Raw genomic sequence first — 21,384 nt, 5'->3', positions numbered from 1 at the left:
GGGGACCGGACGGCGCCGGCCCCCGCACCCACCGCGCGGCCCCTCAGTCGCGCAGCGTCCACTTCTGGTTCGTGCCGCCGTGGCACGTCCAGAGCTGCACCAGCGTCCCGTTCGCCGTGCCGTTGGCGCTGGCGTCCAGGCACAGCCCGGACTGCGCACCGGCGATGCTGCCGTCGGCGTTGACGTTCCACTGCTGGTTCAGGCCGCCGGTGCAGTCCCACAGGATCACCGCGGTGCCGTTCACCGTGCCCTGGCCGGAGGCGTCGAGGCACTTGCCGCCGAGCGTGAGCTGCCGGCCCGTGGTGTGGTTCCAGCGCTGGTTCGTGCTGCCGGTGCAGTCCCAGAGCCGGGCCCTGGTGTTGTTGCTGACCGCAGCGACGTCCAGGCAGCGGCCCGACTGGGTGCCGACGACCGTCACGTTCTGCCGGCCGCCGCCACCGGTGCCGGTCGGACCGGCGTTCGCGATCACCGCCTGAGCACCGGCCGGCCAGTTGCCGTTCGAGACGACCACGTTGCCGGAGACGGTGTTGCCGCGGTCGCCGTTGGTGATGTTCGTGCTGTTGTTGGTGGACCAGTTGTTGCTCACGGTCCAGTTGCCCATGTTCTCGCCGCCCCAGTAGTTGGCGGTGGCCCACGTGCCGGTGTTGGAGAAGACGTTGCCGGTGGCGCGGTAGTACTTCGAGCCCTCGTCGAAGTACAGGCCGAACCAGCCGTTGGTGCGCAGGCAGTGGTTGCCGCTGATCTCGGCGTTCGGGTTCCACCCGAGCGTGTAGATGCACCCGCCGTCGGTCATCTGCTGCATCACGTCGTGCACGTAGTTGTTGAGCAGCCGGTTGTTCGCCGCGGTGGTGGGCGTCGAGTAGCGCGGCTGGTAGTTGTACAGGCCGCGGTTGGCGTAGTGGTTGCTGCCGCCCGCGTCGTTGGCGCCCCAGCCGTAGCCCAGGGACAGGCCCGAGTACGGCAGGTTGTAGATCTCGTTGTTCGCCACGGTCGCGCCGTTGACGTAGGTGTTGAGCACCGACACGTTGCCGCGGTACTCGACGGCGATGTCGTGGATGCGGTTGTGGCTCACCGTGATGTCCCGGTTGACCATCCGCTGGTCACCGGGGTGGTGGGCATCCGCCCGCACGCCGCCGACGACCACGCCGCCCGCCGAGGTCCTGGCGATCTCCGAACGGGTCACGGTGATGCCGGACGCGCCCAGGCCGACGCCGCTCGCGTGGGCGTTGGCGTCGTTGCCGATGCCGATCGCGGTCTGGCCGAGGTTGAAGAACCTCGAGTCGGTGAACGTGATGCCGCTGGCCGCCGACACCTGCACCGCCGCGGGCATCTGCGCCCAGTTCGGCCGCGCCGCCTCGAACTGCGCGCAACCCTGCTGGCAGGAGTTGATCCGGTCGGCGGGCCAGTTCTGGTTGCCCGTCATGAACGCGCCGGTCTGCTGGTCGGCGAAGCCCTGGTTGCTGCTCGGGCCGAGCCACGACGTGCCGGTGAACGTGATGCCGGCGAACGTGATGTTCCGCGCGGGCGCGTCGTAGGTGCCACCGACGTTGACCAGCGACTGCAGGGCCGGCAGTTCGACGCTGGTGCTGCTCATGCTCTGGCCGGACAGCGGGATGTAGTAGAGCGTGCCGGTGCCGGTGTTGAGGTACCACTCGCCCGGCGAGTCGAGGAGCTCGTAGGCGTTGGCCAGGTACAGCGGGCCCGCCCGGTGCGGCTTGCTGAGCGTGTCGTAGCCGAAGGTGTTGTTGTTCCACGCGGGCTGCTGCATCGTCAGGAAGTTGCCGCTGATGCTCTGCACCGGCGAGTACCGGTCGGTGAACGAGTTGACGCTCTCCACTTCGACCCGGCTCTGGTTCGCGAGGGTGTTGAGGTAGTTCAGCGCGCTGTTGGAGAAGCGCATGCCCGTGTCGGTGAACGTGAAGTCCGCGCGGTTGAGCTGCGTGCGCGCGCGGGTGGCGATCGCGCCGTTGACGTAGAGCTGGCGGGCGTCGAGGCCCGTGCCGACGTCGGCCCGCCAGATGTTCTTGCCGGAGTCGGCGACGGTCCAGCCGGTCACGGCCCTCGACCCGCTGATCACCGGTCGCGCGGACGCCGCAGCCTGCCACAGCACCCGGTAGCCGTTCGTGCCGGAGTCGGCCGCGGTGAAGCGCAACGGCTGGGAGAGCCGGTACGTGCCGTCGGCGAGCTCCACGACGATGTCGCCGGTCATCGAGCCGGTGCGGGACCGCACCGCCGCCTGGGCCGCCGGCAGCGCGCACGGCTCGGTCGCGGTGCAGCTGGTGCCGGTGCCCGTGGGGGAGGCGTGGAGCGTGGTGGTCGCCGCGGTGGCAGGGGGAGCGGTGACGAGCGCGGCGACCACTGCCGCCGTGAGCGCGACCGCGCTCCGCCGGCGCGCTGTGGGGGACGTGGACAAGGGACCTCCTCGTGCAGGGGTGTGGCCTGGTCACCCTCCCGTTGCGGCGACGGGCGGAGTGATGTCCGGTGTGGACGGAGACGTGGCTGAGACGTGGAACGACCCGGCGGGTGGCCGCGGCCCCGGCTGGCGCACCAGGGGCCGCGGACGTGGTGTCAACACCCGCGTCCGGAAACAGATCGGAACGTAACTCGTATGACGTGTGACGTCAATGGTGTTACGTATACTGTCGGATCGCCGTCAACGACGTCGTGGAGCGCAACGGAGGCCAGATGTCAGCGACACGTTCGCAGCCGGAGCCGGTCACCACCGCGCCTCCCGGTTGGACGCGGCGACCGGCGAACCTGGCCGCGGCGGTGACCGCCGAGCTGGTGCAGCGGGTCGTGCGCGGCAGCTACCCGCCGGGGACGACGCTGCCCCCGGAACCGGTGCTGTGCGAGACGTTCTCGGTGAGCAGGACGGTGATCCGCGAGGCGGTCAAGATCCTCCAGGAGAAGGGGCTGGTCCGGGTCCGCCAGGGCGCGGGCACCACGGTCACCCAGCAGGCGCAGTGGAACATGCTCGACGAGCTGGTCCTCGCCGCCACCATCGCCGAGGACGAGACGCTCGCGATCCTCGACGACGTCGTCGTGACCCGGCGGCTGCTGGAGTCCGACATGGCCCAGGTCGCCGCGCTCACGGCCGGGCAGGACGTGCTGGACCGGTTGCGGGAGCTGGTCGACCGGATGGACGAGCTGGTCGACGACACCGCGACCTACGAGCAGCACGACCGGCAGTTCCACGACACGATCATGCAGGCCTCCGGCAACCGCATCGCCCGCGGTGTCGTGCGTTCGCTGGAGGGGCAGGTCATCAACTCGTCCGGCTACCAGGGCAAGAGCGGCCGGGACATGTGCAAGGCCTCCAACCGCGGCCACCGCCGCATCTACGAGCGCATCGCCGCCCACGACGCACCCGGCGCCGCGGCGGCGATGTTCACCCACATCACCGAGGCGTGGCTGGTGCGCCGCGGTGCCGCCGGCGATCCCGGCCGGCTGAAGCGCTAGGCGGGTGCCCGCCGCCGGTCCCTCCGCCAGGACCGGTCGGCGAACGCCCGGTGTGAAGACGTGTGACCACGAGCATTTCGTGCAACCTCCCGACCGGGCCAACGCGGTCGGGGCCCGTACTGCGACGGGAGGCGGATCCGGAGTGGGACGAACGCGCGTGACACTGGCCGACGTGGCGGCGGCGAGCGGGGTGTCGGTCACCACCGCCTCGCTCGTCCTGACCGGCAGAGCACGGGAGCTGCGCATCTCCGAGGCCGCCGAGCGCAGGGTGCGCTCCACGGCGCAGGAGCTGGGCTACCGGCGCGGCAGCACCCTCGCGGCGGGCCAGCGCACCGGCCGGTCGCAGACGATCGGCTTCGTGTCCGACGCGGTGGCCTCCTCCGGCCTCGCGGGCGACATGGTGCGCGGTGCCGCGGACGCGGCCTACCAGAACGGTTTCATGCTGTTCGTCGGCGAGTCCGGCGGTGACCCGGTGGTGGAGCGGTCGCTGGTCGAGGCGATGCGCGACCGGCGTGCGGACGGCGTCATCTTCGCCGCCATGCACACCAGGGCCATCGTGGTGCCCGACAGCGTGCACGACGGCCCCGCCGTGCTGCTCAACGCCACGGCGTGGACCAGGACGCGGGCGCCGTCGGTGGTGCCCGACGAGCTGCAGGCCGGTCGCTCGGCGGCGCTGGTGCTGGTCGAGGCCGGGCACGACCGGGGCGTGCACCTGATCGGCGCCGGACCCGGTGCCTACGACGTGCCGCCGAACAGCATCGCGGCGGTGGAACGGCTCCTCGGGTTGCGCGACGTGTTCACCGCGGCCGGGGTCGAGGTGGCCGGCGCCCACCGCTGTCCGAAGTGGACACCGGAGTACGGCTACGAGGCCACCCGCGCCCTGCTGCGCAGGCACTGCCCGAAGGCGCTGGTGTGCTTCAACGACCGGCTGGCGTTCGGCGCCTACCAGGCGCTCGCCGAGGCCGGGCTCTCGGTGCCCGGCGACGTCTCGGTGATCGGCTTCGACGACCACCCGGTCGCCTCGTGGATGCGGCCCCGGCTGACCACGGTCGCGCTGCCGCACCACGAGCTCGGCGCGAAGGCGGTCGCGGTGCTGGTGGACGTGGTGGAACGGCGGGGTCGCGACGCCCGCGCGCCGATGGTCCACCGGGTGCCGATGCCGGTGCGCGAGGGGGGATCGGTGGCCGCTCCGCGTCGTTGACGGAGGACTCGACGGTCGATGTGTGCGTTAACAGTGCTTGGCTCGATCGAATGAAATTCGACGGCTTCTCGTGGGTGAAGCTAAAGGTTAACGCTCACAACTTTAGCTTTGACCGGCTGTGACGGCCTGGTTACATTGGCCGGAGTCGGACCCCTGCCGCGGACCGCTCGTCAGCGACGACGCAGGGAGACCACGGGCCTGCCACCCCGGTCTCCCGGGAAGGCCCACCCATGCCGAGCCCGCTCACCGCCCTGTGCGCAGCCGCGCTCGCCGTCCTGCTGGCGGCACCGCCTGTGGCGGCCGAGGAGTCCACGTCGCCCGGTCAGTCCACTGTGGACGTCGCGGCGGACCCGGTGCGGGTCATGCCGCTCGGTGACTCCATCACCCAGGGCGGTTCGATCGGCGGCTACCGGCTCGACCTGGGGGCGAAGCTGCGGGCCGACGGGCGGTCCGTCGACTTCGTCGGGTCACTGGCCGACGGCCCGTCCTCGATGCCCGACCGCAACCACGAGGGCCACCCCGGCTGGACCATCGCGCAGGTCGACGCGAACGTCGTGAACTGGCTGCGCACCTACACACCGCGCACGGTTCTGCTGCACATCGGCACCAACGACATGTACGGCAGCGATCCGGGCGGTGCGCCGCGGCGGCTGTCCGCGCTGGTCGACAAGATCATCGCGCAGGCGCCGAACGCGGAGGTGTTCGTCTCGACGATCATCCCGATCCGGTTCGCCGACGCCACCGTGCGCGGCTACAACGCGGCGATCGTGCCGTTGCTGCGCGCGAAGGCGGCGGCGGGCAAGCGGGTGCACGTCGTGGACATGTACCCGTCGGTCCCGATCTCGGACCTGCCCGACGGCATCCACCCGAACGCCGCCGGCTACGCCAAGATGGCGGCCACCTGGTTCACCGCGCTGCGCTCGGTGCCGGGCAGCGTCGGCGACCCGCAGCAACCGCAGCCCGGCGGATCGTGCACGGCCACCGCCCAGGTCACCGGCACCTGGAACGGCGGCTTCCAGGCCGAGGTGACCGTCGCCAACCCCACCGCCACCGCGCTGACCGGGTGGACCGTCCGGTTCGCGCTCCCCGGCGGCCACACCATCTCCCAGCTCTGGGGCGGTACCGCCAGCGGCGCGGTGACCGTCACCAACGCCCCCCACAACGGCGCGCTCGCCCCCGGCGCCACCACCACGTTCGGCTTCCTCGCCTCCGGGTCCGGTGCGCCCTCGGTCGGCACCGCCACCTGCGCGTGACCCGGCCGGTCCCTCCCTCCGACGTCGAAGGGTGATCATGTTCCTCGTACGACGACTGTTCTCCTCCCGCAGAGCCCGGCTCACCGCGCTCACCGCGGTGCCGCTGCTGGCGGTGACCGCGCTGACCGCGGTCGCGCTGCCGCCCGCCTCGGCCGCCCCCGGCTGCTCGGTCACCTACTCCGCACCGTCGCAGTGGGACGGCGGGTTCACCGCGAACGTCAGCGTCACCAACCTCGGTGACGCGGTCGACGGCTGGACGCTGACCTGGAGCTACGACGCGGGGCAGAAGGTGTCGCAGGCCTGGAACGCCCAGGTGACCCAGTCCGGCGCCGACGTCACCGCGCGCAACGTCGCCTACAACGCGCAGATCGGCACCGGCGGCAAGGTCGAGTTCGGGTTCAACGGGACCGCGTCCGGCACGAACTCCCCGAACCCCACCGCGTTCACCCTCAACGGCACGCTGTGCACCGGTGACGTCGGCCCCACGACCACCACCACGACGACGACGACGACGACCACCACCACGTCGGACAACCCGCCGGTCGGGAACCTGCCGTCGAGCTTCCGCTGGTCCTCCGGCGGTGCGCTGATCTCGCCGAAGCCGGACTCCGCGCACCCGAGGGTGTACTCGGTCAAGGACCCGAGCATCGTCTACCACAACGGCAAGTACCACGTGTTCGCGTCGGTCTACACGACCGGCTACAACATCATGTACACGAGCTTCACGGACTTCTCGCAGGCGTCCTCGGCACCGCACTACTACCTGGACCGCACGGCCGTGGGCACCGGGTACAAGGCCGCGCCGCACGTGTTCTACTTCGCGCCCCAGCGCCTGTGGTACCTCGTGTACCAGACGGGCTCGAACGCGTCGTACTCCACGACCACGGACATCTCGAACCCGTCCTCGTGGTCGGCGCCGAAGAACTTCTACGCGGGCGGCATGCCGCAGATCATCCGCGACAACATCGGCAACGGCTACTGGGTCGACTTCTGGGTCGTCTGCGACACCGCCAAGTGCTACCTGTTCTCCTCCGACGACAACGGCCACCTGTACCGCTCGGAGACGACGCTCGCCCAGTACCCCAACGGGTTCACCAACACCGTGATCGCGATGCAGGACTCCAACCGCAACCGGTTGTTCGAGGCGTCCAACGTCTACAAGATCGCGGGCAAGAACCAGTACCTGCTGGTGCACGAGGCGATCGGCTCGGACGGCCGGCGCTGGTTCCGCACCTGGACCGCACCGGCGATCACCGGCCCGTGGACCCCGCTGGCCGCGGAGGAGTCGAACCCGTTCGCCCGCGCGAACAACGTGACGTTCCCCGGTGGGCAGTGGACGCGTGACATCAGCCACGGCGAGATGATCCGCTCCGGTGTGGACCAGACGATGGAGATCAGCCCGTGCCAGCTGAAGTTCCTCTACCAGGGCATGGACCCCAACGCGGGTGGTGACTACAACCAGCTGCCCTGGAAGCTCGGCCTGCTGACGCAGACCAACTCGACCTGCTGACCGCCCCCCAGCCGGACGCCGCCGGACACCCGCCCCGGCGGCGTCCTCCCACTGCCGCAGAACCGCCCCACACCCTCCCTGTCCGAGAGAAGGCAACGATGCCCACCCGGTCGAGAAGACTGGCGCACCTCGCCGCCGCCCTGCTGACCGCGGTCGCCGCCGTCACGGCGAGCCAGGTCACCGCGTCCCCCGTCGTCGCCGCGCCCGGCAGCCCGGCGCTCACCCCGCCGCTGGGCTGGAACAGCTGGAACAGCTTCGGCTGCGGCATCACCGAGGGCCAGGTCCGCCAGGCCGCGGACGCGATGGTGTCCTCCGGCATGCGCGACGCCGGCTACCAGTACGTGGTCGTGGACGACTGCTGGTTCGACCCGCAACGCGACTCCGCGGGCAACCTGCGGGCGCACCCGTCGAAGTTCCCCAGCGGGATGAAGGCGCTGGGCGACTACATCCACTCGCGCGGCCTGAAGTTCGGCATCTACCAGGCGCCGAACGAGAAGACGTGCGCGCAGGGCGTCGGCACGCACCCCGGTTCGACCGGCAGCAAGGGCCACGAGGCCCAGGACGCCCGCTCGTTCGCGTCCTGGGGCGTGGACTACCTGAAGTACGACTGGTGCTCGGGCAGCGGCACCCGCGACGAGCAGATCGCTCGCTTCACGATCATGCGCGACGCGCTGCGCGCCACCGGCCGCCCGATCGTCTACAGCATCAACTCCAACAGCTTCCACGCCCCTACCGGTGACAAGTACAACTGGGGCGAGATCGCCGACCTCTGGCGCACGACCGAGGACCTGCTGGACATCTGGCAGAACGGCAACGTCAACAGCTACCCCATGGGCGTGGGCAACGTCCTCGACGTCACCGCCCCGCTGGCAGCGCAGGCCGGTCCCGGCCACTGGAACGACCCCGACATGCTGGTCGTCGGCCGGCCGGGCCTCACGCTGACCGAGTCCCGCGCGCACTTCGCGCTGTGGGCGTTGATGGCCGCTCCGCTGATGGCGGGCAACGACATCCGCACCATGTCCGCGGACGTGAGCGCGGTGCTGCGCAACACCAGGCTGATCGCGGTCAACCAGGACGCACTGGGCGCCGGTGGCCGACGGGTGCGCGACGACGGCAACACCGAGGTGTTCGCCAAGCCGCTGTCGGACGGCTCGGTCGCCGTGGGCCTGTTCAACCGGGGCGGCGGCACCGCGACGGTGTCCACCACGGCCGCCCAGATCGGCTTGTCCGGCAGCAGCTTCACGCTGACCGACCTGTGGACCGGTGGCACGTCGTCGACCTCCGGCGCGATCTCCGCGTCCGTCCCGGCGCACGGCGTGGCCGCGTTCCGGGTGAGCGGCGGCAGCCCGGTGCAGTCGACCACCGCACGACTGCGCGGTGCGGGCTCGAACCGGTGCCTCGACGTGGAGAACAGCTCGACCGCGGCGGGCGCGAACGCCACGATCCAGGACTGCGCCACCGCCGCCAGCCAGCAGTGGACCAGCTGGGCGGGCGGTGAGGTGCGGGTGTTCGGCGACAAGTGCCTCGACGCCTACAACCAGGGCACCGCCAACGGCACGCGGGTCATCATCTGGCAGTGCAACGGCCAGGCCAACCAGCGCTGGACCGCGGAGGCCGACGGGTCGCTGCGCAACACCCAGGCCGGTCTGTGCCTGGACGTCGAACGGGCGGCGACCGCGAACGGCTCCCGGCTCGTGCTGTGGACCTGCAACGGCCAGTCGAACCAGAAGTGGAGCCGGTCATGAGGCGCGCACCGTACGCGGCCGCACTCGCCGCGGTCACCCTGGTGGCGGGCGGGCTCGCCGCGAGCACCGCGGCCCAGGCCGCACCCGGCTGTTCGGTGACCTACACCAAGACCTCCGAGTGGCAGGGCGGCTTCGGCGCGTCCGTGGCGATCACCAACACCGGTGACGCGATCAACGGCTGGACCCTCGAATGGACCTACGCCTCCGGTCAGCAGGTCGGGCAGCACTGGAACGCCGTGATCACGCAGAGCGGCGACCAGGTGAGTGCCCGCAACGCGTCGTACAACGGCTCCGTCCCCACCGGCGGCAAGGTGGACTTCGGCTTCAACGCGACGACGAGCTCGGCCAACCAGGACCCGGTGTCGTTCCGCCTCAACGGTACGACGTGCAACGACACCGGCACGACCACGACCACCACGACGACCACCACGACGACCACGACGACCACGCCCCGGCCGTCGTCGTTCACCAACCCGGTGCTGTGGCAGGACTTCGCGGACATCGACATCATCCGCGTGGACGACGCGTACTACTACTCGGCCTCCACGATGCACTACTCGCCGGGCGCGCCCGTGCTGCGCTCCTACGACCTGGTGAACTGGGAGTTCGCCGGCCACTCCGTGCCCAGGCTGGACTTCGGCAACAAGTACGACATGAACGGTGGCCGCGGCTACGTGCGGGGCATCTGGGCGTCGTTCCTGCAGCACCGCAAGAGCAACAAGACGTTCTACTGGGGCGGGTGCATCGACTTCGCCCAGACCCACATCTACACGGCCACCGCGGTCGACGGGCAGTGGGCCAAGCACGCCACCATTCCGAAGTGCTACTACGACGCGGGCATGCTCGTGGACGACAACGACACGATGTACGTCGCCTACGGCAACACCACGATCAGCGTCGCGCAGCTCTCGGCGGACGGGAAGTCCGAGGTCCGCTCGCAGCAGGTGTTCCAGACGCCGTCGAACATCGGCACGCTGGAGGGCGCCCGCTTCTACAAGCGCGGCGGCAACTACTACATCTGGCTGACCAGGCCCGCGAACGGCCAGTACGTGCTCAAGGCCTCCAACCCGTGGGGCCCCTACACCGTCCAGCAGGTGCTGCTGAACATGCCGACCCCGATCCAGGGCGGCGGCGTGCCGCACCAGGGCGGCATGGTGCAGACGCAGAACGGTGACTGGTACTACATGGCCTTCGTGGACGCCTACCCCGGCGGCCGGGTGCCGGTGCTCGCCCCGATCACCTGGACCTCCGACGGCTGGCCGCGCATCACCACCGTCAACGGCGGCTGGGGCGTGAACTACCCGATGCCGAACCTGCCGGCACCACCGCGCCAGGTGAAACCGATGATCGGCGTGGACACGTTCCAGGGCACGAAGCTCGGCCCGCAGTGGGAGTGGAACCACAACCCCGACACCACGAAGTACAGCGTCGACAACGGCCTGCGGCTGTCCACCGCGACCGTCACCAACGACCTGTACAGCGCCCGCAACACCCTCACCCACCGCGTGCAGGGCCCGACCTCCACGGCCACCGTGGCGCTGGACGTGAGCGCGATGCGCGACGGCGACCGCAGCGGCCTGGCGATGCTGCGCGACTCCTCGGCGTGGATCGGCGTCAAGCGCGACGGCGGCCGCAACCGGGTGGTGATGGTCAACGGCCTGACCATGGACAGCAACTGGAACACCACCGGCACCGGCACGGAGGTCGCGAGCGCGGCGTTGTCCGGGACCCGGATCTGGTTGCGCGCCAACGCCGACATCAGACCCGGCAGCGGCAGGCAGGCCCGGTTCTCCTACAGCACCGACGGGGTGAACTTCACCTCGCTGGGCAGCGGGTTCACGTTGAAGAACGAGTGGCAGTTCTTCATGGGCTACCGCTTCGGCATCTTCAACCACGCGACCCAGGCACTGGGCGGCTCAGTGGCCGTGTCCCGCTTCGAACTCACGACCCCCTGACCCCTTGCTTCCCCGGCGTCTGCAAGTACTACCAACTCAACATCAACCAGCACTTTTCTACTACCAACACGGTCGTGCCGGGTTCACGGCGTGGCGCGGAGCCTCGTGGGCGGCGACCGAGTTGGGTGTGGTCAGAGGCGGTTCGATCATGAGTTGGTGGTACTTGCAGATGCGGGAAAGGCAGGGGAGTCAGGGGAGTTTTTCGAAGAAGAACTCGTGTTTGAGGAAAGAGACGTCGTACTCGCCGCCCGGGTGGGGCGGCAGCAGCTGCGCGGCCTGGAACAACCGCCAGCCGTCGCGCAACGCGGCCACCCCGTCCGGGTACGGCGGCTCGTCCGAGTCGCCGGTCGTCGGCTGCGTCGCACCGGTGCCGTCGTAGCGCGACCACCCGACGACGTGCGAGTCGAGCGCGGACGACGCCAGGTACAGCACCAGCACCTGCTGCCGCGCGCTCATGCCCGCCCCCGCTGTGCCGGGCGGTTCGTGACGCGGGTGACCCAGTGCTCGACGTCGAACTCCGGGTCGCCGGTCAGCGCACGCCACAACCGCACCCGCTGGTAGACCTCCAGGCGGGCGGTGGCCATCTCGTACCAGGGGAAGTACCGCCCCAGCTCCTCGCCGACAGCGGGGTCGTCCAGGTCGGCGGTGTCCCACAGCCGGACCTGCGGCACGGTCGGGTTGAACCGGATCTTGAACATGTACCGGCGCACGGCGCTGTCGTTGCGGCGGCCGCCGTGCCAGATGCCGTGGTGCAGCAGTAGCACGGTGCCGGCGGGGCAGGTCAGGCGGGTCTGGCCGCGCAGGTTCTGGTAGCGGCCGGTGTCGCTCTCGTTGGTGCGGCGCAGGTGGCTGCCGGGCACGACGAGCGTGCCGCCCATGTCCGGCGTCACCTCCTGCGGGTAGTACATGAGCTGCACGTCGAACGCGTCCGGGCGGACGTCGATGATCGCGTCACCGTGCAGCGCCTGGGCGTGCCCCTCGTGCGGCTCGCGGACGTGCACCGCGTGGTGGTCGACGGTCGGCGACGGCCCCACGAGCGAGCGCAGCGCACCCGCGACGACGGGCAGGTCCACGAGCTGCCGCGGCCACGAGCCGGTGTAGGCGTCGGCGAGCGGGGTGCCGTGGGGGACCGGGGGCACACCGGACGGGAGCCGGTCCAGCGCGAGCCGGTTCAGCTCCGGCGGCACGACCGCGTCCAGCCGCAGGTAGCCCTGGGCGGCGAACCGGGCCAGCTGCACCGAGGTGAGCAGTGGAGGTGTTGGCATGCAACGGAACCTAGGCCGCCCCCGAGCATGGGGCGTGGGCTGAAATCACCCACTGCTGGTAGGTTTTCACCTCGTGCGTCAGGTCGTGCTGCCCCTGGGCGAGGCGCCGGTGGTGGCCGACGCCGGGGTGGGCGTGCACGGCGTCACGGCGCCGACCGACGTCTTCCGGCTGCCGGACCTGTGGCAGCTGCACCTGTACGGCTACGAGGGCGTGCTCGAGGTCGGTGGCACGCGGCACCGCATCGCACCCGGTCACGCGAGCCTCGTCCCGCCGGACACCGAGGTGCGCTTCCACTACCGCGGCCGGTCCGAGCACCTCTACGCCCACCTGCGCCTGCCGGACAGCCCCGAACGCCGCACCGCGCCGGTGATGCAGGACCCCGGTCCGAACAGGACACCGATCACCCGCCTGCTGCGCGGTGCGCTGGCGGCGGCCCCGGCACGGGCCACCGCGCACCTGTGGACCGTGCTGTGGCAGCTGACCGACGCCGCCCCGCCGGAGCGCCCCGACCCGTTCGCGGTGGCCGCGGCGCACGTGGAGGCCCATCTCGCGGGGACGTTGTCCGTGGCCGGGATCGCGCGGGTGGCCGGGGTGTCGCACAACCACCTCACGCGCTTGTTCCGCGCCCGCACCGGCCAGACCGTCGTTGCCTACGTGCGCCGGCGGCGTGCGGAACGGGCCCGGCACCTGCTCACCGAGTCGACCCTGTCGGTCACCGCCGTCGCCGCGGCGGTCGGCATCCCGGACCTCCAGGCGTTCAACAAGGTGTGCCGCCGTGAGCTCGGTGCGGCGCCGACGAGGCTGCGCCGCGTCAGCACGGGCGGCGGCTGATCCGGTCGAGCTCCGCGGGGAAGTCGTCCGGGGACCGCGCGTGCGACGACGCCTGCGCGGTCCGCTCGCTCAGTCCACCGTGGACAGCCGGTAGACCGTCTCCTGGTGGTACACCTCGCCCGGTCGCAGCACGGTGCTGGGGAAGTCCGGCCGGTTCGGCGAGTCGGGGAAGTGCTGGGCCTCCAGCGCGAACCCGGCGCCGCGGTGGTAGGGCCGGCCGCCGGTGCCGACCAGCTCCGCGGTGAGGAAGTTGCCCGAGTAGAACTGCACGCCCGGCTCGGTGGTCCACATGGTCAGCCGCCGCCCGGACACCGGGTCGTCGGCCTGCGCGGCCAGGGCCGGCGTCCGGTTGCCCGGCGCCCAGTCGTCGAGCACCCAGTTGTGGTCGTAGCCCCCGCCGAGGACGAGCTGCGGGTCGGGGCCGTCGACGCGGGCACCGATCGGCGTCGCCTCGCGGAAGTCGAACGGCGTCCCCTCGACCGGCACCGGGTCGCCCTGCGGGATCAGCGTGTCGTCGACCGGGCAGAACCGGCTCGCGTTGAGCCGCAGCGCGTGCCCGTACACGTCGCCGTTGCCCTCACCGGCCAGGTTCCAGTAGGTGTGGTTGGTCAGGTTCAGCACGGTGGGCGCGTTCGCGGTGGCCCCGTAGGTGATGGAGAGCCGGTTGTCGCGGCTCAGCCGGTAGGTGACCTCGGCGGACACCGTCGCCGGGAAGCCCTGGTCGCCCGCCGGGCTCACCAGCTCGAGCCGCAGTCCCACGCTGTCCGGTTCGTGCAGCTCGGTCGCGGACCACACCCTGGTGTCGAAGCCCGCCGGACCGCCGTGCAGCGTGTTCGGGCCGTTGTTGACGGGCAGGTGGTAGGTCGTGCCGTCGAGCGTGAACCTCCCGCCCGCGATCCGGTTCGCGTACCGGCCGACCAGCGCGCCCAGGAACACCCTGGACGCGCCCGGCCGGTTGTTCGCGGCGTACTCGTCGAGCGAGGAGAACCCGAGCACGACGTTGCCGGGGACACCCCGCCGGTCCGGTGCCTCCACCGACTGGACCACGCCACCGAGGTCGAGCACCCGCACGGTCAGGCCACCCGGCCAGGCCAGGACGTACCGGTGCACGTCGGCGTCACCGAGCCGGCCGAACAGCTCACGGCCGAGCCCGGGCTCCCGCTGCGACATCGAACTCCTCTGGATCAGTTGAACAGGGCCCGGCAGTGCTGCTGCCGGATCCGCTGTGGTGCGACGCTCTCCGGGGTCGGCACGACCGGCTTGGTCGTGCCGACCCCGTCGAAGGTCATCTTGTCGGTCGTCGCCTCCCGGCGCACGCCGTCCCCGCCGGGGAGCGCCCGGTGCCCTCGATCCCAAGGAGGGTTCAGGCGCGGCCGCGGCGCTTGGTCCACACGTCGTAGGCGACCGCCAGGAGCAGGACCAGGCCCTTCACGAGCATCACGCGCTCGCTGGGCGAGCCGATCAGCGACATGCCGTTGTTGATCACGCCCATGATCAGGCCGCCGGTGATGGCGCCGACCACCTTGCCGACACCGCCCTGCACCGCCGCGCCGCCGATGAACGCCGCCGCGATGGCGTCGAGCTCGAAGGACGCGCCCGCGGTCGGGCCCGCCTGGTTGAGCCGGCCCGCGAAGATCACACCGGCGAGCGCGGCCAGCGCGCCCATGTTGACGAACACCCAGAACGTGACGGCCTTGACCTTCACACCGGACAGCGTGGCGGCCTGCAGGTTGCCGCCGATCGAGTAGATGTGCCGTCCGAACACCGAGTTGCCGGCCATCAGCGAGTAGCCGAGCGTGAGCGCCGCGAGCAGCACCAGCACCCACGGCAGGTTGCGGAACCGGGCGAGCTGCACGACGACGGCCATCACGACGACGCCCACGCCCACGATCTTCAGCACGAACACCGGCATCGGGTCGACGGTCTGGCCGTACCCGAGGCGGGCGGACCGCTTGCGCCACTGCGACAACGCGAACCCGGCCACGCAGGCGAGCCCGGCGAGCAGGCTCACGAGGTCGGCGCCGCCCAGCGGGCCGAGGCCGATGTTGCCGAGGTAGCCGCCGGTGAACCCGTTGGACAGCGCCCGGATCTCGTCGGGGAACGGGCCGATGCCCTGGTTGCCCAGCGTGGACATGGTGAGCGCGCGGAACACGAGCATGCCCGCCAGCGTCACGATGAACGCGGGGATGCCGAAGTAGGCGATCCAGTAGCCCTGCGCCGCACCGATGAGCGCGCCGGCGAGCAGCGTCACCAGCACCGCGACCGGCCACGGCAGTCCCCACTGGACGGTCAGCACCGCGCAGATCGCTCCGGTCAGCGCCACCGTGGAGCCGACCGAGAGGTCGATGTGCCCACCGATGATCACCAGGATCATGCCGATCGCGAGGATCAGCACGTAGGAGTTCTGCACGATGATGTTCGAGATGTTCTGCGGCTGCAGCAGGTCGCCGCCGGTCAGCACGGTGAACAGCACGACGATCAACGCGAACGCGACGTAGATGCCCGACTGCCGCAGGTTGATCGAGAACCGCCGGGGCTGTGCTGCGGGCGCGGTGGCCGGAGCGGGCGCGGTCTTCGTGGTCATGAACCTTGTCCTCGCGTCATGTATTGCATCAGGCGTTCCTGCGTGGCCTCTTCGCGGCTCACCTCGCCGGTGATGCGGCCCTCCGACAGCGCGTACACGCGGTCGCACAGGCCGAGCAGCTCCGGCAGCTCCGAGGAGATCACCAGCACCGCGCGGCCCTGCGCTGCCAGGTCGTTGATGATCGAGTAGATCTCGTACTTGGCGCCGACGTCGATGCCGCGCGTCGGTTCGTCCAGGATCAGCACGTCCGGGTCGGTGAACATCCACTTCGCCAGCACGACCTTCTGCTGGTTGCCGCCCGACAGCGTGCCGGTCGGCGTCGACACCGACGCGGTCCGGATGCCCATCGACCGCCGGAACCGCTCGGCGACCGAGTTCTCCTCGTTCTCGTTCACCCAGCCGCGGCGCGCGAGCTTGCCCAGCGCGGCGGCGGAGACGTTGCGCTGCACGTTGTCGATCAGGTTGAGCCCGTAGCGCTTGCGGTCCTCGCTCACGTACGCGAGCCCGTGGTCGATCGCGGCGCGCACGGTGCGCGTGTCGATCTCCCGGCCTTCCTTGACCACGCGCCCGGAGATGCCCACGCCGTAGGAACGGCCGAATACGCTCATGGCGAGCTCCGTGCGACCGGCGCCCATCAGGCCGGCGAGACCGACGATCTCCCCGCGCCGCAACGACAGGGTGGCCCTGTCGACGACCACCCGGTCCGGCTGGGCGGGGCTGTGCACCGTCCAGTCCTCGATGCGCAGCACCTCCTCGCCGATGTCCGGCGTGCGCGGCGGGAACCGGTGCTCCAGGTCGCGCCCGACCATGCCCGCGATGATCCGGTCCTCGCTGAGGCCCTTCGCCGGCAACGTCTCGATCGTCTTCCCGTCGCGCAGCACGGTGACCGTGTCGGCGACCCTGGTGACCTCGCCCAGCTTGTGGGAGATGATCACCGAGGTGATGCCCTCGTCCCGCAGGCCGTCGAGCAGGTCGAGCAGGTGCTGCGAGTCGTCGTCGTTGAGCGCGGCGGTCGGCTCGTCCAGGATCAGGAGCTTGACCTCCTTGGACAGCGCCTTGGCGATCTCGACGAGCTGCTGCTTGCCGACACCGAGGTCGTCGACCCTGGTGGTCGGGTTCTCCCGCAGCCCCACCCGGTCGAGCAGCACTTGGGCCTCGTGGTTGGTGCGGTTCCAGTCGATGAGCCCGCGCCGCGCCCTCTCGTTGCCCAGGAACAGGTTCTCGGCGACGGAGAGCTGACCGCACAGCGCCAGCTCCTGGTGGATGATCACGATGCCGCGGCGCTCGCTGTCGCGCACCCCGTCGAACGCGCACGGCTCGCCCTCGAAGAAGATCTCCCCGTCGTACGTGCCGTGCGGGTGCACCCCGGACAGCACCTTCATCAGCGTGGACTTGCCCGCGCCGTTCTCCCCGCAGATCGCGTGGATCTCACCGCGCCGCACGGTCAGCGAGACCTCGTGCAGCGCGGTGACACCCGCGAACCTCTTGGTGATGCCGCGCATCACCAGGACGTCGTCGTTCACCGGGACCTACTTGAGCTGGTCGGCGGTGTAGTAGCCGGACTCGACCAGTTCCTTCTGGTAGTTCGCCTTGTCCACCGGGACCGGCTGGAGCAGGAACGCCGGCACGACCTTGACGCCGTTGTTGTAGTCCGTGGTGTTGTTGACCTCCGGCTTGCCGCCCTTGAGCAGCGAGTCGGCCATCTTCGCGGCCACGTCGGTGAGCTGGCGCAGGTCCTTGAAGATCGTGGAGTACTGCTCGCCCTTGATGATCGACTTCACCGAGGCGACCTGGGCGTCCTGCCCGGTCACGATCGGCAGCGCCTGGCCGCCGGTGCCGTAGCCGTTGCTGCCGAGCGCGGAGATGATGCCGATCGAGATGCCGTCGAAGGGCGACAGCACGCCGTCGACCTTGGCGCTGCCGTAGGTCGAGGTGAGCAGGTCCTCCATGCGCCGCTGCGCGGTGGCCGCGTCCCAGCGCAGGATCGCGACGGTGTTGAAGTCCTTCTGGCCCGACTTCACGACGAGCTTGCCCTGGTCGATCAGCGGCTGGAGGACGGACATCGCGCCGTTGAAGAAGAACGTCGCGTTGTTGTCGTCGGACGACCCGGCGAACAGCTCGATGTTGAACGGCCCCTCACCCCTGGTCTTCAGCCCGGCCAGCAGCGAGTTCGCCTGCTGCACACCGACCTTGTAGTTGTCGAACGTCGCGTAGTAGTCGACGTTCGGGGTGTTGAGCAGGAGCCGGTCGTAGGAGATGACCGGGATCTTCGCGTCGGCGGCCTGCTGCAGCTGCGAGCTGAGCGACTTGCCGTCGATCGACGCGATGATCAGCAGCTTGGCCTTCTGGGTGATCTGGTTCTCGATCTGGTTGGCCTGCGTGGGGATGCTGTCCTCGGCGTACTGCAGGTCGACCTTGTACCCCTTGGCCTCCAGCGACTTCTTGAGGCTGTCGCCGTCGCGGACCCACCGCTCCGACGACCGGGTGGGCATCGTGATGCCGACGAGTGCGCCTTCCCCCGAGCCGGTCTGCTGATCGACTGTCTTCTCCGTTGAACCGCAGGCCGCGAGGGAGACGGCGAGTGCGGTGGTGACCGCGATCCGGACAAGCCTCATTGGTTCTCCTCGATGTCACCGACAGGCAACAGTGCTGTAGGCGGCGAGTGTTATCGCTAACAATGGGCCAGTCAAGTGACAGGTTGATAACCGCAGGTAGTGGCTGTTAGCGCTCACAGGACGGTTGTCCGGGTATCTCGATTGGTGGTCCACGCCGTCCCTCCGGCACGAAAGCGCGCCCACCACCGCGGTTGCGGTAGCGGGCGCGCTTCGTCCTGCCGGTCGACCGGGCCGGCCCCCTCGGGGGTCAGCCGGTCTTGCAGCCCTTGCCGTTGATCGTGAAGGCCGCCGGGTCGGCTCCACCGCCGGAGGCGTTGAACCCGATGTAGACCGACTTGCCCGGTTCGACCCGGTTGTTCCACGACATGTTCGTCGCGGCCACGTCCTTGCCGGTCTGGGTCCAGTTCGCCGACCAGCCGGCGGTGACCTTCTGGTCGCCGGGGAACGCGAACCCGAGCTTCCACTCCGTCCACGCGGCCGTGCCGGTGTTCTTCAGCGCCACCTGCGCGGACAGGCCGCCCTGCCACTTGTTCGCGGTGTAGGTGACCTCGCAGTCCGAGACGGGGACCGGCGGCTTGCCGGACTTCTCGGCCGCCCAGCCGGACACCCAGGCCAGCGCCGAGTTCCAGTTCACCGCGACCTCGTTGACCGAGTAGGCGCCGATGTCGTCGACCCAGCACTTCTGCTGCGGGCACCCGGTGAGCAGGCGCTGGACGATCGGGTCCTGCAAGCCGCTGTTCGGGCCGCCGGACAGGGAGCCCGGCGGTGCGATCGGCAGGGTCGGGTCGTTCTGCTTGGCCCAGAAGCGGTGGTGCACGTTCTGCACGGCCTGGTCGCCGTAGCCCGCCACGTACGAGGTGCTCAGCGGGTTGCGGCCGAGGAGGTAGTGCAGGGCCTCGAAGACGCCGTCGCGGTACTTGTCCGCTCCGGTGAAGTCGTGGGCCAGCGCGATCACCTGGGCGTTGTTCAGCACCGCGGAGTTCGAGCCCCAGACGTAGCCGTCGACGCTGTTGTCGTACGGCGTCGCGTAGCCCATCTGGGCCATGGCGGCCAGGTGCTGGTCGGCCACGGTGGCGAACGCCGACTTGATCGCCGCGACCTCCGCGGCGGGCAGGCCGGTGGGCACCAGGGCGAGGGTGATGTCGCCCAGGGGCGCCGTGCCGCCCCAGAAGAAGCCGGCCCTGGTCAGGCTGGCCCCCTTGTAGTGCGTGGAGCCGGTCACGTCGGTGCGGTAGGCGGCCTCGCCGGTCGTCGCGTACAGCTCGGCAGCGGCCCAGTAGAACTCGTCGGTCAGGGTGCTGTCGCTGTAGGCGCCGCCGCCGGTGCCGTCGTTCGGGTCCGCGATCTTGTTCGGGTTGGCCTTCGCCGCCGTGTACGCCTTGCGGGCCGCGGTGAGCAGCTTCGCCGAGTACGTGGCGTCGATCGACTTCCAGAGGCGGGACGCCTGCGCCGCCACGGCCGCCAGGTTCAGCGTCGCCGCCGTGCTGGTCGCCGACAGCCTGCGCGGCTGGTCGTCGAGCTCGGGGCGGGTCGGCAGGGCCGTCCAGTTGGCGTCGTGGACCTTGTGGTGCGCCATGCCGTCCGGTGCCTGCATCTTCAGCAGGAAGTCGACCTCCCAGCGGGCCTCGTCGAGCAGGTCGGGCACGCCGTTGGACTTCTCCGGGATGGCGAGCGTGCCGTCGCGGAACGCCGAGGCGTCACCGATGCGGGACGCGCGCTCGTAGGAGTTGAGCAGCTGCCAGACCGAGATGCCGCCGTTGACCACGTACTTGCCGTGGTCGCCCGCGTCGTACCAGCCGCCGCGCACGTCGAGCGTGTAGCCGCAGGCGAGGTCCGCGCGGCACGGCACGTTGTTGTCGCCCTGGTTCGGCGCGACGTTCACGTGACCGGCCGGGCGCGCGTACTGCTCGCCCACGTACTGCGCGTCGATCGGCGTGCCGCTGCGCTGGTGGTAGAAGAACGCCAGCGAGTCGTAGCGCAGCCGCTTCACCGCGTCGGCCGAGATGTCGAACGGGAAGCTGGCGTCCGACCCGACCACCAGCGTGTACCCGGTGCCCGCCGTGTCGTACGACGAGAAGTCGATCTGGTGCACCGAGTCGCCGGACGTCACGTCCGCACCCTTGGGCACGGTCTGGCCGGTGGCCACGGCCGCACCCGCGGAGTTCTTCAGCGTCCACGTCTGCGGCGTGGTCGCGGTGGACACGAGCGTCGCCCGCTTCGGCAGGCCCGGCACGTAGCCGACCTGGTCGACCTGCACCTTCCTGGTCGGGTTGGGGTTGACGCCACCGGGCGGCTTCACGCCGCCGACGAGCGACACGTTGTCGACGCAGACGGTGTTGTCGGCCGCCTGGCCGCCCAGTTGGAAGGCGACCTGGCCGTTGCCCGCGTCCGGGAAGTCCAGGGCGGACGTGAACGTGAAGCTGAACCGCTGCTTCGTCGGCGTCACCGCGAACTCCTGCCGGGCGATGCCCCGGTACGGGCTCACGGCCTCACCGGCCGCCGCGGCCACCGTCTGCGCGGTGGTGGCGTGCGCGTCGAACGACAGGGTGTACGGCTGGTCGGCCTCGAACGGCACACCGTTCTGGCCGACCAGCGCGTCCCAGGGGTTCGTGGTGCCACCGGTGACCGCGGCGCACAGCTCGCCGCCGGTCACCCGGTTCGTCACACCGGCGCTGCTCCACCACGGGTCGGCGGAACCGCTGTCGAACTTCCCGTTGAGCACGCGCTCGTACTCCGCAGCCTCGGCGGTGCCCGCTGCCGGCAGCGCGGTCGCGGTGAGCGCCGTGAGCAGGGCGGCAACGAACAGGCGTGGGGGTTGCGATCTCATCTCGTGAGGTTCTCCGTCCTCGTCGACGGGGCTTCTGGGAGCGCTCCCAGGAGACCGTAGGGTGGTCCCGTCGTCATCGGCAAGCCCCGTTCAGCCCTGACCTGGCGGCGTCACCCGGACGGCCGCTCCTGCTCCACC

At 70.3% G+C, this 21,384-nt stretch carries 15 protein-coding genes; 7 read left to right on the top strand and 8 right to left on the bottom strand.

Annotation, left to right across the window (positions count from 1 at the left end):
• Nucleotides 1-43: 43 nt before the first annotated feature.
• Nucleotides 44-2,413, bottom strand: a complete 2,370-nt coding sequence (locus ACZ7CD_RS18305; protein WP_360389357.1) for an RICIN domain-containing protein — start codon at nucleotides 2,411-2,413, stop codon at nucleotides 44-46.
• 272 nt (nucleotides 2,414-2,685) lie between these two features.
• Here ACZ7CD_RS18305 and ACZ7CD_RS18300 point away from each other — a divergent pair, with 272 nt between their 5' ends.
• The 6 genes from ACZ7CD_RS18300 (at nucleotide 2,686) to ACZ7CD_RS18275 (ending at nucleotide 11,123) form a co-directional block, all read left to right on the top strand.
• Complete coding sequence (locus ACZ7CD_RS18300) at nucleotides 2,686-3,459, top strand: FadR/GntR family transcriptional regulator (RefSeq protein WP_360389354.1); 774 nt, start codon at nucleotides 2,686-2,688, stop codon at nucleotides 3,457-3,459.
• A 157-nt stretch (nucleotides 3,460-3,616) separates the two neighbouring features.
• Nucleotides 3,617-4,660, top strand: coding sequence for a LacI family DNA-binding transcriptional regulator (locus ACZ7CD_RS18295; protein ID WP_360389352.1), 1,044 nt, complete (start codon nucleotides 3,617-3,619; stop codon nucleotides 4,658-4,660).
• 230 nt (nucleotides 4,661-4,890) lie between these two features.
• The gene (locus tag ACZ7CD_RS18290) at nucleotides 4,891-5,913 is read left to right on the top strand and encodes a cellulose binding domain-containing protein (protein ID WP_470379310.1); all 1,023 of its coding nucleotides are present in this window, start codon (nucleotides 4,891-4,893) and stop codon (nucleotides 5,911-5,913) included.
• A gap of 37 nt (nucleotides 5,914-5,950) precedes the next feature.
• Entirely contained in the window at nucleotides 5,951-7,423 is a 1,473-nt protein-coding gene (locus ACZ7CD_RS18285; RefSeq protein ID WP_470379309.1) for a glycoside hydrolase family 62 protein, read from the top strand.
• Between the two features lie 98 nt (nucleotides 7,424-7,521).
• Nucleotides 7,522-9,168 (top strand): glycoside hydrolase family 27 protein, encoded by a 1,647-nt coding sequence (locus ACZ7CD_RS18280; protein ID WP_458431836.1) that lies wholly within the window; start codon nucleotides 7,522-7,524, stop codon nucleotides 9,166-9,168.
• Nucleotides 9,165-11,123 (top strand): family 43 glycosylhydrolase, encoded by a 1,959-nt coding sequence (locus ACZ7CD_RS18275; protein WP_470379308.1) that lies wholly within the window; start codon nucleotides 9,165-9,167, stop codon nucleotides 11,121-11,123. The genes ACZ7CD_RS18280 and ACZ7CD_RS18275 overlap by 4 nt, the downstream gene beginning before the upstream one ends.
• A gap of 189 nt (nucleotides 11,124-11,312) precedes the next feature.
• Here the strand turns inward: ACZ7CD_RS18275 and ACZ7CD_RS18270 are convergent, their stop codons facing one another.
• Both ACZ7CD_RS18270 and ACZ7CD_RS18265 read right to left on the bottom strand, forming a co-directional pair.
• A complete protein-coding gene (locus ACZ7CD_RS18270; RefSeq protein WP_470370466.1) occupies nucleotides 11,313-11,579 on the bottom strand; it encodes a hypothetical protein in 267 nt (88 codons plus the stop codon).
• On the bottom strand, nucleotides 11,576-12,388 hold the full coding sequence (locus ACZ7CD_RS18265) for a phytanoyl-CoA dioxygenase family protein (protein ID WP_470370467.1): 813 nt from the start codon (nucleotides 12,386-12,388) through the stop codon (nucleotides 11,576-11,578). Before ACZ7CD_RS18265 ends, ACZ7CD_RS18270 begins: the two co-directional genes overlap by 4 nt.
• 73 nt (nucleotides 12,389-12,461) lie before the next feature.
• On the opposite strand from ACZ7CD_RS18265, the gene ACZ7CD_RS18260 reads away from it, so the two are divergent.
• Complete coding sequence (locus tag ACZ7CD_RS18260; protein ID WP_470379307.1) at nucleotides 12,462-13,220, top strand: helix-turn-helix domain-containing protein; 759 nt, start codon at nucleotides 12,462-12,464, stop codon at nucleotides 13,218-13,220.
• A gap of 69 nt (nucleotides 13,221-13,289) precedes the next feature.
• Here the strand turns inward: ACZ7CD_RS18260 and ACZ7CD_RS18255 are convergent, their stop codons facing one another.
• The 5 genes from ACZ7CD_RS18255 to ACZ7CD_RS18235 all read right to left on the bottom strand — a co-directional run bounded on the left by ACZ7CD_RS18255 (nucleotide 13,290) and on the right by ACZ7CD_RS18235 (nucleotide 21,246).
• The gene (locus ACZ7CD_RS18255) at nucleotides 13,290-14,390 is read right to left on the bottom strand and encodes an aldose epimerase family protein (protein ID WP_470373683.1); all 1,101 of its coding nucleotides are present in this window, start codon (nucleotides 14,388-14,390) and stop codon (nucleotides 13,290-13,292) included.
• Between the two features lie 193 nt (nucleotides 14,391-14,583).
• Complete coding sequence (mmsB, locus tag ACZ7CD_RS18250; protein ID WP_360389336.1) at nucleotides 14,584-15,804, bottom strand: multiple monosaccharide ABC transporter permease; 1,221 nt, start codon at nucleotides 15,802-15,804, stop codon at nucleotides 14,584-14,586.
• On the bottom strand, nucleotides 15,801-17,306 hold the full coding sequence (gene mmsA / locus ACZ7CD_RS18245) for a multiple monosaccharide ABC transporter ATP-binding protein (protein ID WP_470379476.1): 1,506 nt from the start codon (nucleotides 17,304-17,306) through the stop codon (nucleotides 15,801-15,803). Before mmsA ends, mmsB begins: the two co-directional genes overlap by 4 nt.
• A 27-nt stretch (nucleotides 17,307-17,333) precedes the next feature.
• Nucleotides 17,334-18,419, bottom strand: a complete 1,086-nt coding sequence (gene chvE, locus ACZ7CD_RS18240; RefSeq protein ID WP_360389333.1) for a multiple monosaccharide ABC transporter substrate-binding protein — start codon at nucleotides 18,417-18,419, stop codon at nucleotides 17,334-17,336.
• A 247-nt stretch (nucleotides 18,420-18,666) separates the two neighbouring features.
• A complete protein-coding gene (locus ACZ7CD_RS18235) occupies nucleotides 18,667-21,246 on the bottom strand; it encodes a glycoside hydrolase family 9 protein (RefSeq protein WP_360389331.1) in 2,580 nt (859 codons plus the stop codon).
• Nucleotides 21,247-21,384: the final 138 nt, after the last annotated feature.

It is taken from the genome of Lentzea sp. NPDC036949, from assembly GCF_055608075.1.
Note: the sequence above shows the minus strand (reverse complement) of the source record. Positions and strands in the feature narration are given on the sequence as shown.

Bases quoted from the DNA above. Each gene is read 5' to 3' on its own strand.
- mmsA (WP_470379476.1), bottom strand. From the start codon at position 17,306: ATGCGCGGCATCACCAAGAGGTTCGCGGGTGTCACCGCGCTGCACGAG.
- ACZ7CD_RS18265 (WP_470370467.1), bottom strand. From the start codon at position 12,388: ATGCCAACACCTCCACTGCTCACCTCGGTGCAGCTGGCCCGGTTCGCC.
- ACZ7CD_RS18235 (WP_360389331.1), bottom strand. From the start codon at position 21,246: ATGAGATCGCAACCCCCACGCCTGTTCGTTGCCGCCCTGCTCACGGCG.
- ACZ7CD_RS18275 (WP_470379308.1), top strand. From the start codon at position 9,165: ATGAGGCGCGCACCGTACGCGGCCGCACTCGCCGCGGTCACCCTGGTG.
- ACZ7CD_RS18290 (WP_470379310.1), top strand. From the start codon at position 4,891: ATGCCGAGCCCGCTCACCGCCCTGTGCGCAGCCGCGCTCGCCGTCCTG.
- chvE (WP_360389333.1), bottom strand. From the start codon at position 18,419: ATGAGGCTTGTCCGGATCGCGGTCACCACCGCACTCGCCGTCTCCCTC.
- ACZ7CD_RS18285 (WP_470379309.1), top strand. From the start codon at position 5,951: ATGTTCCTCGTACGACGACTGTTCTCCTCCCGCAGAGCCCGGCTCACC.
- ACZ7CD_RS18255 (WP_470373683.1), bottom strand. From the start codon at position 14,390: ATGTCGCAGCGGGAGCCCGGGCTCGGCCGTGAGCTGTTCGGCCGGCTC.
- mmsB (WP_360389336.1), bottom strand. From the start codon at position 15,804: ATGACCACGAAGACCGCGCCCGCTCCGGCCACCGCGCCCGCAGCACAG.
- ACZ7CD_RS18270 (WP_470370466.1), bottom strand. From the start codon at position 11,579: ATGAGCGCGCGGCAGCAGGTGCTGGTGCTGTACCTGGCGTCGTCCGCG.
- ACZ7CD_RS18280 (WP_458431836.1), top strand. From the start codon at position 7,522: ATGCCCACCCGGTCGAGAAGACTGGCGCACCTCGCCGCCGCCCTGCTG.
- ACZ7CD_RS18300 (WP_360389354.1), top strand. From the start codon at position 2,686: ATGTCAGCGACACGTTCGCAGCCGGAGCCGGTCACCACCGCGCCTCCC.